The following is a 13,723-nucleotide window of genomic DNA, read 5'->3' on the forward strand; positions in this document are numbered from 1 at the left end:
CACCCACCGTGACGGTGATCCCCGTTCTCGGTGGGAGTCACTGGGGAGGCTTGATGCAGGCGATGGACGCCGGACGCCCGACACTCCTGGGGGAGAGCTCACCGCGGATCGAGGACGACCGGTTGCTGGCCGGGCGCGGTCGCTTCATCGCGGATGTCGCGATGCCGGGGATGCTCGACGCCGCGTTCGTCCGCAGCGACGTCCCGCACGCCCGCTTGCGCGGACTCGACTCCGCGCAAGCGCGTGAATCACCCGGTGTGCACGCGGTGTTCGGCGGAGCAGATCTCGACGTGCGTGCTGTTCCGGACCGGATGCCGTGGGTGCGGCCGGTGCGGCACTTCCCGCTCGCGCGGGACCGGGTCCGCTACGTCGGCTGCCCGCTGGCCGTCGTGGTCGCCGAAGACCGCTACCTCGCCGAGGACGCCGCCGAACTCGTCCACGCCGACCTCGAACCACTGCCCACCGTGGACACCGTCGACGGCGCCCTGTCCCCGGACGCCCCGCTGCTGTACCCGGACTGGGGCGACAACGTGCTGCTGTCGGTGGAGGCCGACGGCAGCGCGGTCGAAGCCGACTTCGCCGAGCTGCGCACGATCAGTGGCACGTTCACCACGAACCGCCACTCGGCCGCCCCTCTGGAGGGGCGCGGCGTGGCGGCCGAGTTCCGCGACGACCGGCTGACGGTGTGGACCTCCACGCAAGCCGCCTTCGTCGTGCGCGCGATGCTCGCCGCGGTGCTGGGCCTGCCCGAGCGGAACATCCGGGTGATCACGCCGGACGTCGGCGGCGGTTTCGGCCAGAAGAACGAGGTCTACCCGGAGGAGTACGTCGTCCCGTGGCTGGCGATGCGGTTGCGCCGCCCGGTCCGCTGGATCGAGGACCGGCACGAGCACCTGATCGCCGCCGGCCACGCCCGCGACACCACCACCGACCTGTCCGCGGCCGTCCGCGAGGACGGCACGATCGCGGCCTTGCGCGGGCGGGTGCGCACCGACCTCGGGTCTGGTGAGATCTTCCCCGCGGGCTACGGACCGAGCCTGGTGGCGGTCGGTTCGCTGTGCGGGCCCTACCGGATCCCGAAGCAGGCCATCTCCGTGCAGGGAGTGGTCACCAACAAGACCCCGACCGGCGGCTACCGCGGTTACGGCGCTCCCGAAGGCACGTTCGCCCTCGAGCGGCTGGTCGACAAGATCGGCCGCGAGCTGGGCATCGACCCGCTCGAACTGCGCCGCCAGATGATCCTCTCGCCGCAGGACCTCCCCTACGAGACGGCCGCAGGGGCGGTGCTGCGGTCCGGCACCCACCGGCACGCCTTCGAGCGCGCGGTGGAGGTCGGCGACCGGATGCTGGCGGAGGAGCGCGAGAAGGCGGAGCCCGGTGCTCTGCTGGGCTCCGGGTACGCCACCTACGTCGAGGGCGTCGCCGCCACCGCGTTCTCCATCACCGGGACGTGGAGCAGCCAGGACTCCGCGGACGTCCGCTTCGACGCCGAGGGCGGCGTCACCGTCGCGGTGGGCGTGTCGGCGATGGGCCAGGGTGCGCACACCACGGTGGCCACCCTGGTCGCCGAAGCGCTGTCGCTCCCGGTCGACCAGGTGCGGGTCACGATGGGAGACACCGACACCGCGCCGTACGGCCTCGGCAGCTGGGCCAGCCGCAGCGCGCTGGTCGCCGGGGGTGCGGTCGAGCGCGCGGCGGACGTGCTGCGGCGCAAGGGAACCACCATCGCCGCTCACCTGCTGGAGGCCTCGCCGGACGACCTCGAGCTCGTCGACGGGCGGTTCCAGGTCCGCGGCAGCCCGGGCAGCGCGGTGTCGTGGGCGCAGATCGCCCAGTCGGCGCTGAACCGGACCTTCGAACTGCCTCCCGGCGTGGATCCCGGTTTGGAAGCCCGCGCCACCTACGAGCCCGCGGGCCTGGACCACGTGCCGCGTCCCGACGGGAAGATGAACGCCGCGGCCAGCTACACCAACGCGACCCACACCGCCGTCGTCCGCGTCGACGCCACCACCGGGGTGGTCGAGGTGGTGCGCTACGCGGTGGTGCACGACTGCGGCCGCGTGATCAACCCGCTGACGCTGGCCGGGCAGATCCACGGCGGGGTCGCGCAGGGCATCGGCGGGACGCTCTACGAGCACCTGCCCTACGAGGACGGTCAGCCCCTGGCGACGACCTTCACCGAGTACCTGGTGCCGGGTGCGTGCGAGGTCCCCGACGTGCTGGTCGAGGAGGTGGGCGGCCCCGCCCCGGACACGCCGTTCGGGGTCAAGGGAGCCGGCGAGGCGGGAATCATCGGTCCACCGGCCGCCATCGCCGGCGCGGTCGAGAACGCGCTCGCGCCCTTGGGCGTGACCGGCATCGACTCCACACCGCTGACCCCGTCGGTGCTCCGCCGGCTCATCGAGGAGGCCCGGTCGTGAAGCCGCCACCGTTCGACTACGTCCGCCCCGCCAGCACCGCGGAGGCGGTCGAGGTGCTGGCCGCCGACGAGGACGCCAGACCTCTCGCCGGTGGGCAGAGCCTGCTGCCGATGATGAACTTCCGGCTCGCCCGCCCGAGCACGCTGGTCGACATCGGCCGTCTGCCCGGCCTGGCGGACCTGCACCGGGACGACGGCGTGCTGGTGATCGGTGCTGCCACCCGGCAACGCACCGTCGAAACATCCCCGCTGGTCGCGCGGAGCTGTCCGCTGCTGGCCGCCGCCCTGCGCCACGTCGGCCACCACCAGATCCGCACCCGCGGCACCCTCGGCGGGTCGCTGGCCCACGCCGACCCGGCGGCCGAGCTCGGCGCCGCTGCCGTCGCTCTCGACGCCGAGGTCGTGGCGACCGGTCCGGCCGGCGAGCGCACCCTCCCCGCCGCGGAGTTGGTCGTCGCGCCGTACCAGACGTCGCTGCGCCAGGAAGAGGTCCTCACCGCGACGCGGTGGCCGGTCAGGGGTGGACAACGCCACGGGTTCGCCGAGATCGCCCGTCGCGCCGGGGACTTCGCCCTCGCCGGAGTGGCCGCCGTCCTCGAGCTCGACGGTGCCGAGGTCGCCCGGGCGCGGTTGGTGGGCCTGGGCATCGGCGGTACCGTGCGCCGCCTCCCCGAGGCCGAGCAGGCGCTGCACCACCGCCCGCTCACCGACGAGTCGATCGACGCCGCTGCGGAAGCCGCCGCCGAGTCCGTCGACCCGCCGGAGGACGTGCACGCCGACACCGCGACCCGACGAGCCGCCCTGCGTGCGGCCGCACGGCGAGCTTTGGAGCAGACCTGCCATGACTGAGAACCCCGCTCCGACCAGGGACATCAGCCTGACGGTCAACGGCCGCGCGGTGCGCCGTACCGTGCCCGTCCGACGGCTGCTGGTCGACTTCCTCCGCGAGGACCTGGTGCTCACCGGCACGCACGCGGGCTGCGAGCACGGGATCTGCGGTGCCTGCACGGTCCTCGTCGACGGTGAGCCCGCCCGGTCCTGCATCACGCTGGCCGTGCAAGCCGACGGCTGCGAGGTCGTCACGGTGGAAGGGCTCACGCCCGAAGACGGGTTGAGCCCGCTGCAGCAGGCGTTCAAGGACTGCCACGGGCTGCAGTGCGGGTTCTGCACCCCGGGCTTCCTCGTGACGGTCGCCGCTGCCTCACCGGACGAGCACCCGACCGACCCCGACATCCGGGAACTCCTCAGCGGCAACCTCTGCCGCTGCACCGGGTACCAGCACATCGTCGACTCGGTGAAGCGTGCCTGGGGCCGGTCCTGAACCGTGAGTCTCCGTGGACTTGTCACACAGCAAGGCCGCTCACGCGCCGGCCGTGGCCACCCGCGCCTTTCGAACGACTGTTCCCATGGTGCAGCCGTTCGGGCGAGAAAGCGAGCACCACGCTGTCGCCGGATGAGGTGATCATGTGGGTCACTCTCCGGAACCGGTTGGGTGGAGCCGCTTCTCAACCCGTGGTGATCGGGCTGTCGCGCCGCTTCAGGCCCGCCAGCGGTTCGGGCACCGACTCCACGCAGATCACACCGAGCCCCTGGGTCGCGCGGGTCATCGCCACGTAGAGATCGCTGCGCCCGAGGCTCCCGGCTCCGAGGATCGCAGCGGGTTCCACGATCAGCACCCGGTCGAACTCCAAGCCCTTGCACTGCGCGGGTTCCAGCACCACGACCTGCTCGGTCAGCTCGGCCGGCAACGGCACGTCCAGCACCGCGGCGAGTTCGCGGGCCAGGTCCGGTGGCGCGATCACGACGAGCTGGCCGTGCTCGCGCTCGGCGACGACCTCGCGCACCAGGCCCCGAGCCCGTCCCTGCGGGACTGTTCCAGCCAGGGCTCGTCCCCGGAGGAGCGCACCGATCGTGGCGGACGCAGTCCCGTGCCGGCGAGCAGGTCGGCCGTCGCCGCCATGACCTCCGAGGGCGTCCGGTAGTTCACGGTCAGCTCGGCCAGCCTCCAGCGGTCGGCCACGTGTGGAGCCAGCACCTGCTCCCACGACCGGGCACCTGCCGCGCTGCCCGTCTGCGCGAGGTCGCCGACCACGGTCATCGACCGGGAGGGGCAGCGCCGCATCAGCATCCGCCACTGCATCTCGGAGAGCTCCTGCGCCTCGTCCACGATGACGTGGCCGAACACCGCCCGGGGTCCGCCGTGGCCGAGCAGTGCTGCGGCCTCGTCGAGCAGCGGCACGTCGGCGGCGGTGCGGGGACCGCTGCCGACCAGGTCCGTGATCACCTCCTCGGGGGTCAGCTCGGGCCACAGCTCGTCGAGCGCCGCGGTCACTCGCTCGTCGGCCAGCAGCGCCGACCGCAACGCCTCCTGGTCGGCGGAGTCCACGAGCTCGCGCGGCTCGACGTCGTCCGGGTCGACGATCACGCCGGCCGCGGCGAGCGCCTTGAGGTCGGAGGCTCCGAGCTTGCCGTCCGCGCTACCGCCGTCGAGGGCCTGTCCTTCCTCGGTGAGCAGGACCGACTCCATCCGCTGGACGAGCAGCTCCGCGAGAGAGGCGACCAGTTCCTCCTGGAAGACCAACCGGGCCTGGTTGTGCGGCAGGCCTGATTCGCGCGCCACCTGCGCGGCCGCGCGGCAGGTCGCCGGGTCCAGCGACAACCGCTGCTCCTCGAACTCGGCCTCCCACGGCTGGTCGGGAACGCGCACGCGGCGGCGGACCTGCTGCGCGATGAGCTCGGCCATCCGGGCCGAGCCCTTGCGTTCCGCCTCCGGGTCCGCCGCGGTGATGTCGGTGCCCGCGTGCAGCTCGGCGAGGGTGGCGGCGACCACGCGGTTCTCGCCCAGCCCCGGCAGCACCTGCCCGATGTAGTCCAGGAAGATCCTGCTCGGTCCGATCACCAGCACGCCGCGGTTGCGCAGGTGCTCGTGGGTGTAGAGCAGGTAGGCGACCCGGTGCAGCGCGACCGCGGTCTTGCCGGTCCCCGGACCGCCCTGCACGACCAGGATCCCCCGCTCCTCGGACCGGATGATGGCGTCTTGCTCGGCCTGCAGCGTGGTGACGATCTCGCGCATCCGGCCGGTGCGCTCAGCCGTCACGGCCGACAGCAGCGCGGCTTCGCCGACGAGGTGGTCCTGACCTTCGGTGCCGTCGGAGTCGAGCAGCTCGTCGTCGACGGCGACCACGGTGCGGCCCTGCGTGGTGATGCGGCGCCTGCGGCGCACGCCCTGCGGGTCGGCGGCGGTGGCGGTGTAGAAGGCGCGTGCCAGCGGTGCGCGCCAGTCGACCAGCAGCTGCGCGTCGTCGGACTCGCGGAACACGCCGATGCGGCCGATGTAGGACCGGCTGCCGTCGACCATGTCGAGACGTCCGAAGTACAGGCCGTTCTCGACGCCGTCGAGGCGTGCCAGCTCGGTCTTCCACACCGCGACGGTGTCCGGATCACCCCCGGCCTCGGCGCGGGCCGCGGCGTGCTCGCGCAACGCGTCGACGTGGCCGTACAACTCGGCCAGGTGCTGTTGTTCTAATTCGAGCTCGTCGGCGCTCAAGCCCTGGACTCCCCGCGTTCGCTCGTTCGACTTGCCCAGAGTGCCCGAGCGCGGCCGACAATTCCAGTCGCCCCGCGCAGTCCGGTGTGGACGGAGCTCACGCGGGCAGGACGGCTTCGATCCGCTCCACCTTCCGGCGGAGGCCCTCCGCGACCCCGGCCGAGACCATCTGGTCGAGCTGGTCGACGGAGGAGAAGGAGCTCAGCAGCACCATCCGGGTCCGCCCCTCGGCGGGTTCCAGCGTGATCCTGACGTGGGTGACTCCGAAGCAGGTGGCACGGACGCCGTTCTCCACGGTGACGCCGTCCTCGAACTCCAGCCGGTGCGGTTCGTCGATCGCGCTGATCTGCCACCAGCCGCGTGATTCGCTCCCGTCCGGGCGTGTGGTGCGGTAGCGCGCCTGGCCGCCGGGCCTGAAGTCGTGCTGCTCGAAGGTCGTCGACCCGTCCGGCGGCCCCCACCACCGTGCGAGTTCGCGCCGATCGGCCCACACCTGCCACACCCGCTGGACGGGCGCCGCGAACTCCGCGGTGACCGTCACGGTGAGTTCTTCGGCGTCGGTGACGACGTCCAGCACGGTCATGCTCACTCCCGGTCTGGTGGGCTCCTGCAGCCTGGTTATCGCTCGCCCACCCGGCGCGCAACCTGCGAACGAGTGCTCCTCCCCCAGGAAAGGGGCAGATCAGGCATACCGCGCGGGCTCGACTCCCTGCCACCGGCGGCAGGTGAACGGGTGTTTAGATCGGGCGAGCACCGACCACGAGGAGGGACGAGCGCCCATGACCGCAGCACGCGGGACCACGGTGGACATCACCACACCGGATGGTGTGGCCGACGCGTACCTGACGCACCCGGAGGGCGACGGGAGGCATCCCGCCGTGCTGTTCTACATGGACGCCTTCGGCGTGCGACCGCACCTGCAGGGCATGGCCGACCGCTTGGCCGCCGAGGGTTTCACCGTGCTGGTGCCCAACCTGTTCTACCGCGCGGGCCGCACGCCGGTGTTCGAGCTGCCGGAATTCATCGACCCGGGTGCCCGGCCGGAGATCTTCGAGACGATCGGGCCGCTCATGCAGCAGCTCACCCCCGAGCGGGTGGTGCGCGACGCGGGCGCCTACCTGAGTTGGCTGGCCGCCAGCCCGCTGACCACCGGGGAGCCGGTCGGCGTCACGGGCTACTGCATGGGCGCGGTGATGGCGCTGCGCACCGCGGGCGCCTACCCGGACCAGGTCGCCGCGATGGCCGGTTTCCACGGCGGGAACCTGGCCACCGAGGAGCCCGACAGCCCGCACCTGGTGGCCGACAAGATCACCGCAGAGGCGTACTTCGGCCACGCCGACCAGGACCACGCGCTGCCGCCGGAGCAGATCGACCGCCTCGACGAGGCGCTGCGGAAGGCGGGAGTGCGCTTCCGCACCGAGGTCTACGAGGGCGCGCCGCACGGCTTCACCCAGGCCGACACCGCCGCCTACGACGAGGTAGGCGCGGAACGCCACTGGTCCGCTCTGCTGGAGCTGTTCCACCGCACCCTGGGCTGATCACCGGTCGACGCCGGCCCGCCGCGGTGGGCCGGCGTCGTCATTCCGCGGGGTCCGCGCCGTGTGCGGCCCCGGCGAGCTCGTGCGCGCCGGCGTTGCAGGACGGGCAGGTGGGCCAGAGCCAGCCGAGGTCGGAGTTGTCCACGGTGAGCGCCTCCGAGCACAGGGTGCGCACGACGATCCCGTGGTAGCCCTGGCGCGGCTTGGGGTCGGTGGTGGCGTGGCGCTGGCCGTCGGCAGGCACCCAGCTGAAGGGATGCGGGCGGTACATCAGCTCACCGCCCCGGGCGGGCGCGGACCGCGGCGTGGGATCGCGTCCCCACCCGACTCGATCACGCGCGTCACGATCATGAACGCTACCCGAACGTCGAGCGATCATGCGCAACCCGTTCGGAGTAGTCGATCTGCCCGCAAGCACGAGGGACCACCCGAGACCAGCACGCGCGGTGACCGCCGCCGTGCTGCGGCTCCGCAACACCCCGAAGAGCCCAGGGGCGCTTCACGGGCGGTGTTCACCGGTCAGAGCCGGGTGAGGACGCGGGCTCCCTCGGACGTGATCGCGATCGTGTGCTCCGAGTGGGCGGTGTTCGAACCGTCCGCCGAGCGCAGGGTCCAGCCGTCCGGATCGGTGTAGATGCGAGCGGTGCTGCGCGCGAACCAGGGCTCGATGGCGATCGTGAGTCCCGGCTGCAGCTTGAGCCCTCGTCCCGGTTTGCCGCGGTTGGAGATGTGCGGGGCCTCGTGCATGGTCCGCCCGAGCCCGTGCCCGCCGAACTCGGTGTTGACCGGGTAGCCGTAGTCGTTGGCCACGGCCTCGATCGCCGCCGAGATGTCACCGATCCGGTTGCCGGGCCTGGCGACGTCGATCGCCGCCTCCAGCGCCTCCTCGGTGGAGCGCACGAGCCGGTGGTCCTCGGGGTCCCCGGTGCCGACGACGACCGTGCGGGCGGCGTCGGCGACCCAGCCGTCGATGCTGACCGCGAAGTCGGCGGTGAGCACGTCCCCTTCGCGGAGCACGTAGTCGTGCGGGAGACCGTGCAGCACGGCGTCGTTGACCGACAGGCAGATGACGTTGCGGAACGGGCCTTCGCCGAACGCCGGCGCGTAGTCCCAGTAGCAGGACTTCGCGCCGCGCTCCTCGATCCGGCGGCGGACGTGGTGCTCGAGGTCCACCAAGTTGACACCCGCCTCGGCCCGCTCGCCGACCTCGGCGAGGATCTCGGCGACGAAGGTGCCGGTGACGGCCATCTTGTCGATCTCGGCCGGCGTCTTCAGCTCGATCACGCGCACTCCCACGACCTCACAACACGACGGTATTTTCATACCACGCTACGCTTGCCGGTATTGAAATACCACCGTAGCCTTCCCCACGTGGTGCGCCTTCCCCTCACCCCCGAGCAGGTCGAGTCCGGTGCGCGCGTCGGCAAGCTGCTGCGGGACGCGCGAGCGGGACGCGATCCGGTGGAGATCGCCCGAGCGGCGGGGATCTCCCCGGAGACGCTGCGCAAGATCGAGTCCGGCCGGCTGCCGACTCCGGCGTTCGGCACCGTGGTGGGCCTGTGCGATGCCCTGGACCTCCCGGTGCACGAGGTCGCCGAGGCGTGGCGCGGCGGAACGAGCCTGCGCAGCGCTTCCTGACCTCAGCGCAACCGGCGCGCTTTGAGCACCACGTCGTGCGGGTGGCCCTGCTTGCCCTCGCCGGTGCGCGGGCGGACCTCGTCGAGCTCGACCTCCCAGTCGTCGTCGAGCAGGGCGGCGAGGTCGCCGGGCTGGACGTACTCGGCGGGGTCGAACTCGGTGTCCGGCGGGAAACCGGCCGGATCGTGCCCGACGTAGAGCACCGTGCCGCCCGGGACCACCGCGTCCAGCAGCGCGCGCAGCGGCCCGTCGCCGCGGTCCTTCTCCAGCGCGAAGTACTGGGCTGAGACCAGGTCGAACGAGCGTGCAGGCGGGCGTTCGACGGCGAGGTCGGCACGCGCCCAGGCGATGTTGGCGGCGACCTCGGCAGCGGCCTCGGCGGCGATCTTCGCCGCGCGCTCCACCGCCACCTTCGAGATGTCGATGGCGGTGACCTGCCACCCCTGCCGGGCCAACCAGATCGCGTCACCGCCCTCACCGCAGCCGACGTCGAGGGCCTGTCCGGGGGGCGTCCCGGCGACCTCGGCGACGAGGACGTCGTTGGGGTCATCGCTGAACAACCGCTCCTGCCCCCGGTACCGCTCGTCCCACTCCTCCGCGCTCATCTGCGACTCCTCCTCGGTGTGCACGCCGTGGCGCCGGTTCCCCACCGCGACCTCGCAGGGACGAGTCTCCGCCTCCGGCGAGAAGGGCGCGTGGGCGACGGCGTGCGCCGTCTCCTCCTCGACCAGGTCCGCGTTGATCATCCCGCCGGCCGTGGCCCCGGACGCAGCAGCGACGACGACGGTGGCGCGCAGATCGGTCGTGTTGCCCGCGACCCACACGCCGGGCACCGCGGTGCGGCCGTGCTCGTCGGCGGGGATGTGCTCGCCTCCGCTGGGGTGCGCGGCGGTCTCGAGCCCGAGCTCTGCGGCGAGCTCCGCGCGGGCGACCACGCGGGGCGCCACCGCCACGGCGCGCAGCGGCTGGACCCGCCCGTCCGCGAGCCGGACGCCGGTGAGCTCGTCATCCACGACCTCCAGCCCCTCGACCCGCTCCGGCACGACGTCGATCCCGCGCGCGGCCAGCTTCGCGGCCTCGTCGCCGGTGGGCGGTTCGGACCCGTTGAGCAGCAGGGATGTTCGGTCGCTCCACTGCCGGAACAGCAGCGCCTGGTGCACGCTCATCGGACCTGCGGCGAGCACGCCGATCGGCTCGTCGCGGAACTCCCAGCCGTGGCAGTAGGGGCAGTGCAGGACATCACGGCCCCAACGCTCGGCGACGCCCGCCACGTCGGGCAGCTCGTCCCGCAGGCCCGTCGCCAGCAGCAGACGCCGTGCGGTCACCTGCCGGCCGTCGGCCAGCTCCACCGCGAAGCCCGAACCCGCCCGCGACGCCGAAACCACTTCTCCGGCAACGATCTCCACCCCGTACTGGGCCACTTCGCGGCGACCGGCCTCCAGCAGGTCGCCGGGCGTGGCGCCGTCGCGGGAGAGGAACCCGTGCACGTGTTCGGCGGGTGCGTTGCGCGGCTCCCCGCTGTCGACCACGAGAACCTCGCGACGCGCTCGCCCGAGCATCAACGCGGCGTTGAGCCCCGCCGCACCACCGCCCACGACCACCACGTCATACCTGGTCACGCCCTGTTCTGACATCACTGACCACCTCCAGGGGCCACCATGCCGAGACCGCCACCATCCCAGCAAGGTTCTTTGCCAGTCCGGCAAAGTGACTCCCCGCCCCTCCGGACGCCCGGATCCGTGGTGGAGGCCCCTGGGTTCGATCAAGGACGTGCCAGCGCTCTCGTCGGGCACCGCTACGTGGACCGCCTCCGCGCTGCCAGCGCCCGCTGTTGCTGACCACTCACCGCCGCACCACCCGGAGGTGGCGCTCGTCCTACTCCCCCTCTGATCGCTGCGTCCGCTCCGTGGCGCCCACCACCGTTCCGGTTCCCCCGAGAACGCTGCACTCCCCGCACCGCAGCGCCCAGGAGGCGCTGCGACTTCGTGCGCCTCGGCCTGTCCGCACTTCCCGCCACCACCGTCCTCAGCGGATGCACCGCCACCTCCGCTGCACCCGGAGCGGAGGCGGAAGCCGTTCGCCACCGAGGGTGGTCTGGTCAGATGACCTTCCCCGAGCTCGCCGATGACCTCGGACTGCTCGGCCACGTGCGCCTGAGGTGGAGCGACACCCCCACGAGCGGGACGCAGGACATCCAGGCCGCAGTCACCGATGACATCGGCGGGCGCCTTCACCGGTGCCCTCCTGCGTTTGGTCGCCGCGGGCGCGCCGGTCGCGGCGGTGGTGTCCTGGTGCGACTCGGACGCGCTGGGCAACGCCGGGCTCTCCCCCACCACCAGGACGTCTACCGGGACCTACTTGCGCCGCAACGGGTTGGCCGATGCTGAGACCAGCCAGTGGTGGTGCCGCCAGTGAGCTCGGAGCAGGCGCGGTGGAACCCGGGCCGGCGACGCCTCCGCCCCTCCCCGCTCCCGCCTGACACGCCGGTCTGCGTGCGCCTTGCGCGGGCCCAGCATGACTTGGGCGGTGGCTGCTGGTGAGCGCTCAGCGCGGTGGGGAGAAGAACTCCAGCTGGATGTTGTCGGGGTCGCGGAACTGCACTCCGGAGCCGTAGTGGGCGTCGACGATGCCGCCGTGCTGGATGTCGAGGTCGTCGAGCCGGTGGCACCAGCTCTCCAGTTCGGTCCGGTCGCGGCAGGTGAAGGACACGTGGTCCAGGCCGGGCCGGTGTTCGTCGAACGCGACGGGCCGAGCGCGTCCGGGATGCGCGTGCAGCCCGAACAGCTGTCCGTTGGCCAGCGCGAACAGCGTGTGGTGGAAGCCGCCGCTGGTCTCGTCCTCGTCGAGCACCGGTTCGGACGCGAGCAGTGCCCGGTACCAACGGGTGCTGCGCTGCAGGTCGGACACGGTGATCGCCACGTGCGCGATGGGTGGGAACTCGGCCATGCCAGCCTCCTCGGGACCTGCGCTGGGAGCCCGCCCGGCGCGTCACACTCATGGTGCACACAGCCCGACGCCCGCGGAACCTCCGCCCGTTCGCGTCGCCACCGCCGACCAGCGATGGCGGGTTCCCCCGGGCTCGCTCGGAGCCCGGAGCCAGGCGGTGCGCAAACCCCGGTGTTCGAACAAGCAGCTGCACACCCGCTCGGGCACGCCGGTTCCTACTCCGGGAGCTTGTACGGGTCCGCCTCCGGATTGGTGTAGAGGCTGCCCGGTCCGTCGTCGTAGGGCGTGTTCGCGCTCGCACAACCGTCGAGGACCGTCAGCTCTCCGGACTGGCACCGCTCGGTGAAGCGCTGCTCCTCTCCACCGGACGTCTGCCCCGACTCGTACCCACCGTCGGTCGAGCCTTCTTGCTCACCTTCGTACGGGGTGGGCTCTCCGTCCGACGAGTTCCCGGTGCTCTCGGTGTCCTCGAACTCGGACACCACACCGCACTGCGCCTTGGTCGTGTCGTCCATGTCCGCCGGGTCGAGGCCGCAGTTGTCACGCAGTGCCGGCTCCTCCACCGGAGGTGGTGGAACCGGCAGAGCTGGCGCAGGGACGTACGCCGTCGGCGGCGCCGGAGCCTGAGCCGGCTCAGCAGCGGTCACACACCCTCCTGCGAGTGCGAACGTGCCGAGGACGAGTCCGGTGAGAAGCGTGGTCCGCATCGGTGCCCCTTCAGTGAGTCCTTCACACCGCACGCCAGTGAACGCTGAAGAAGCCACTCAACCCCGGGCCGGAAGTCCCACGGGATTTCGCCAGGACTTCACCGCGAACCCGAGTCGCACACCCGAGCGTCGCGCCTCCGACTGCCGTGCACCGAGGTGCGTCGACGCGGGACGACTCACCCCGCCCAGGCGGACCACCCGACGACTGCCAGCGCCGACCCGCCGGAGGTCAGAGGACGTTGAAGCGGGACTGGGTCTTGTCGACTTCGGGGAGGGCTTCGATGACGCTGCCGAGGTGGGTGCGCGTGGCGGACTCGGCGGCGTCGGCGTCGCCCGCGCAGATGGCCTCGATGATGGCCAGGTGCTGCGGCAGCGAGATCGTGGGACGGCCCGGGTGCATGGCCAGGCGGAACTGGTGGCGGACGTTCTGGCCGCGCAGCCGTCCCAGCACGTCGCAGGCGGTCTCCTGGCCGCTGGTCCGCAGGACCAGGTCGTGCAGGCGCTTGTTGAGGTCGGAGTAGCCGAGGACGTCGCCGGCGGCGACGGCCTGCTGCATCTGCTCGCCGATCTCGCGCAGCTCGCGGTGCTCGGCCTCGGTGGCGCGCTGGGCCGCGCGCGCGGCGCAGAGCCCTTCGACGACCATCCGCACCTCGGTGATCTCGATGGCTTCCTGCAGCGACACCGCGCGCACCCGCGCGCCCCGGTTCTGGATGCGCTCGACCAAGCCCTCAGTGGTCAGCTGCACCAGCGCGTTGCGCACGGCAGCTCGGCTGACCCCGAACTGCTCGGAGAGCTCGGCCTCGACGAGCCGCTGGTTCGGGGCGAAGTCTCCGCTGGTGATCGCCTCGCGGATGGCGTCCACGACCGGTGCGTCCTGGCGGCCGGCGTCCCGCTTCGCTGTCGTCACTGCGCCTACCCCGAGATTGGT

At 72.1% G+C, this 13,723-nt stretch carries 15 protein-coding genes; 6 read left to right on the forward strand and 9 right to left on the reverse strand.

Annotated elements, in window-relative coordinates:
• The first annotated feature begins 53 nt into the window (after positions 1 to 53).
• The 3 genes from EIL87_RS01740 to EIL87_RS01750 are packed head-to-tail and all read left to right on the forward strand — an operon-like array spanning position 54 to position 3,740.
• Positions 54 to 2,420: a xanthine dehydrogenase family protein molybdopterin-binding subunit gene (locus EIL87_RS01740; RefSeq protein ID WP_125088324.1), complete on the forward strand. Its 2,367-nt coding sequence runs from the start codon at positions 54 to 56 to the stop codon at positions 2,418 to 2,420.
• Positions 2,417 to 3,268, forward strand: coding sequence for an FAD binding domain-containing protein (locus tag EIL87_RS01745; protein WP_125088325.1), 852 nt, complete (start codon positions 2,417 to 2,419; stop codon positions 3,266 to 3,268). The genes EIL87_RS01740 and EIL87_RS01745 overlap by 4 nt, the downstream gene beginning before the upstream one ends.
• A complete protein-coding gene (locus EIL87_RS01750; RefSeq protein WP_125088326.1) occupies positions 3,261 to 3,740 on the forward strand; it encodes a (2Fe-2S)-binding protein in 480 nt (159 codons plus the stop codon). The genes EIL87_RS01745 and EIL87_RS01750 overlap by 8 nt, the downstream gene beginning before the upstream one ends.
• Positions 3,741 to 3,924: 184 nt before the next feature.
• On the opposite strand, the gene EIL87_RS27790 is transcribed toward EIL87_RS01750, so the two are convergent.
• The 3 genes from EIL87_RS27790 to EIL87_RS01760 all read right to left on the reverse strand — a co-directional run bounded on the left by EIL87_RS27790 (position 3,925) and on the right by EIL87_RS01760 (position 6,549).
• Positions 3,925 to 4,263 carry an ATP-binding domain-containing protein gene (locus EIL87_RS27790; RefSeq protein ID WP_325049382.1) on the reverse strand — a complete coding sequence of 113 codons (339 nt, stop codon included), beginning with the start codon at positions 4,261 to 4,263 and terminating at the stop codon, positions 3,925 to 3,927.
• Positions 4,218 to 5,966 (reverse strand): HelD family protein, encoded by a 1,749-nt coding sequence (locus EIL87_RS01755; protein ID WP_325049383.1) that lies wholly within the window; start codon positions 5,964 to 5,966, stop codon positions 4,218 to 4,220. Before EIL87_RS01755 ends, EIL87_RS27790 begins: the two co-directional genes overlap by 46 nt.
• 97 nt (positions 5,967 to 6,063) lie before the next feature.
• Positions 6,064 to 6,549, reverse strand: coding sequence for an SRPBCC family protein (locus EIL87_RS01760; protein ID WP_125088327.1), 486 nt, complete (start codon positions 6,547 to 6,549; stop codon positions 6,064 to 6,066).
• Between the two features lie 196 nt (positions 6,550 to 6,745).
• Here EIL87_RS01760 and EIL87_RS01765 point away from each other — a divergent pair, with 196 nt between their 5' ends.
• Positions 6,746 to 7,504 carry a dienelactone hydrolase family protein gene (locus EIL87_RS01765; protein ID WP_125088328.1) on the forward strand — a complete coding sequence of 253 codons (759 nt, stop codon included), beginning with the start codon at positions 6,746 to 6,748 and terminating at the stop codon, positions 7,502 to 7,504.
• Positions 7,505 to 7,544: 40 nt separating this feature from the next.
• On the opposite strand, the gene EIL87_RS01770 is transcribed toward EIL87_RS01765, so the two are convergent.
• Both EIL87_RS01770 and map read right to left on the reverse strand, forming a co-directional pair.
• A complete protein-coding gene (locus EIL87_RS01770) occupies positions 7,545 to 7,775 on the reverse strand; it encodes a zinc finger protein (RefSeq protein ID WP_125088329.1) in 231 nt (76 codons plus the stop codon).
• Between the two features lie 248 nt (positions 7,776 to 8,023).
• Positions 8,024 to 8,788 carry a type I methionyl aminopeptidase gene (gene map, locus EIL87_RS01775; RefSeq protein WP_125088330.1) on the reverse strand — a complete coding sequence of 255 codons (765 nt, stop codon included), beginning with the start codon at positions 8,786 to 8,788 and terminating at the stop codon, positions 8,024 to 8,026.
• An 87-nt stretch (positions 8,789 to 8,875) separates the two neighbouring features.
• Here map and EIL87_RS01780 point away from each other — a divergent pair, with 87 nt between their 5' ends.
• Complete coding sequence (locus tag EIL87_RS01780) at positions 8,876 to 9,142, forward strand: helix-turn-helix domain-containing protein (RefSeq protein ID WP_125088331.1); 267 nt, start codon at positions 8,876 to 8,878, stop codon at positions 9,140 to 9,142.
• A gap of 2 nt (positions 9,143 to 9,144) precedes the next feature.
• Here the strand turns inward: EIL87_RS01780 and EIL87_RS27795 are convergent, their stop codons facing one another.
• Complete coding sequence (locus tag EIL87_RS27795) at positions 9,145 to 10,776, reverse strand: FAD-dependent oxidoreductase (RefSeq protein ID WP_125088332.1); 1,632 nt, start codon at positions 10,774 to 10,776, stop codon at positions 9,145 to 9,147.
• A gap of 577 nt (positions 10,777 to 11,353) precedes the next feature.
• Here EIL87_RS27795 and EIL87_RS01790 point away from each other — a divergent pair.
• A complete protein-coding gene (locus EIL87_RS01790) occupies positions 11,354 to 11,557 on the forward strand; it encodes a hypothetical protein (RefSeq protein ID WP_125088333.1) in 204 nt (67 codons plus the stop codon).
• A 129-nt stretch (positions 11,558 to 11,686) separates the two neighbouring features.
• On the opposite strand, the gene EIL87_RS01795 is transcribed toward EIL87_RS01790, so the two are convergent.
• From EIL87_RS01795 to EIL87_RS01805, 3 genes are all read right to left on the reverse strand, one after another.
• Entirely contained in the window at positions 11,687 to 12,088 is a 402-nt protein-coding gene (locus tag EIL87_RS01795) for a VOC family protein (protein WP_125088334.1), read from the reverse strand.
• Positions 12,089 to 12,303: 215 nt separating this feature from the next.
• Entirely contained in the window at positions 12,304 to 12,651 is a 348-nt protein-coding gene (locus tag EIL87_RS01800) for a hypothetical protein (protein WP_125088335.1), read from the reverse strand.
• A 373-nt stretch (positions 12,652 to 13,024) separates the two neighbouring features.
• Positions 13,025 to 13,702 carry a GntR family transcriptional regulator gene (locus tag EIL87_RS01805; protein ID WP_233575942.1) on the reverse strand — a complete coding sequence of 226 codons (678 nt, stop codon included), beginning with the start codon at positions 13,700 to 13,702 and terminating at the stop codon, positions 13,025 to 13,027.
• Positions 13,703 to 13,723: the final 21 nt, after the last annotated feature.

The organism is Saccharopolyspora rhizosphaerae (assembly GCF_003931915.1).
In the GTDB taxonomy this organism is placed as follows: domain Bacteria; phylum Actinomycetota; class Actinomycetes; order Mycobacteriales; family Pseudonocardiaceae; genus Saccharopolyspora; species Saccharopolyspora rhizosphaerae.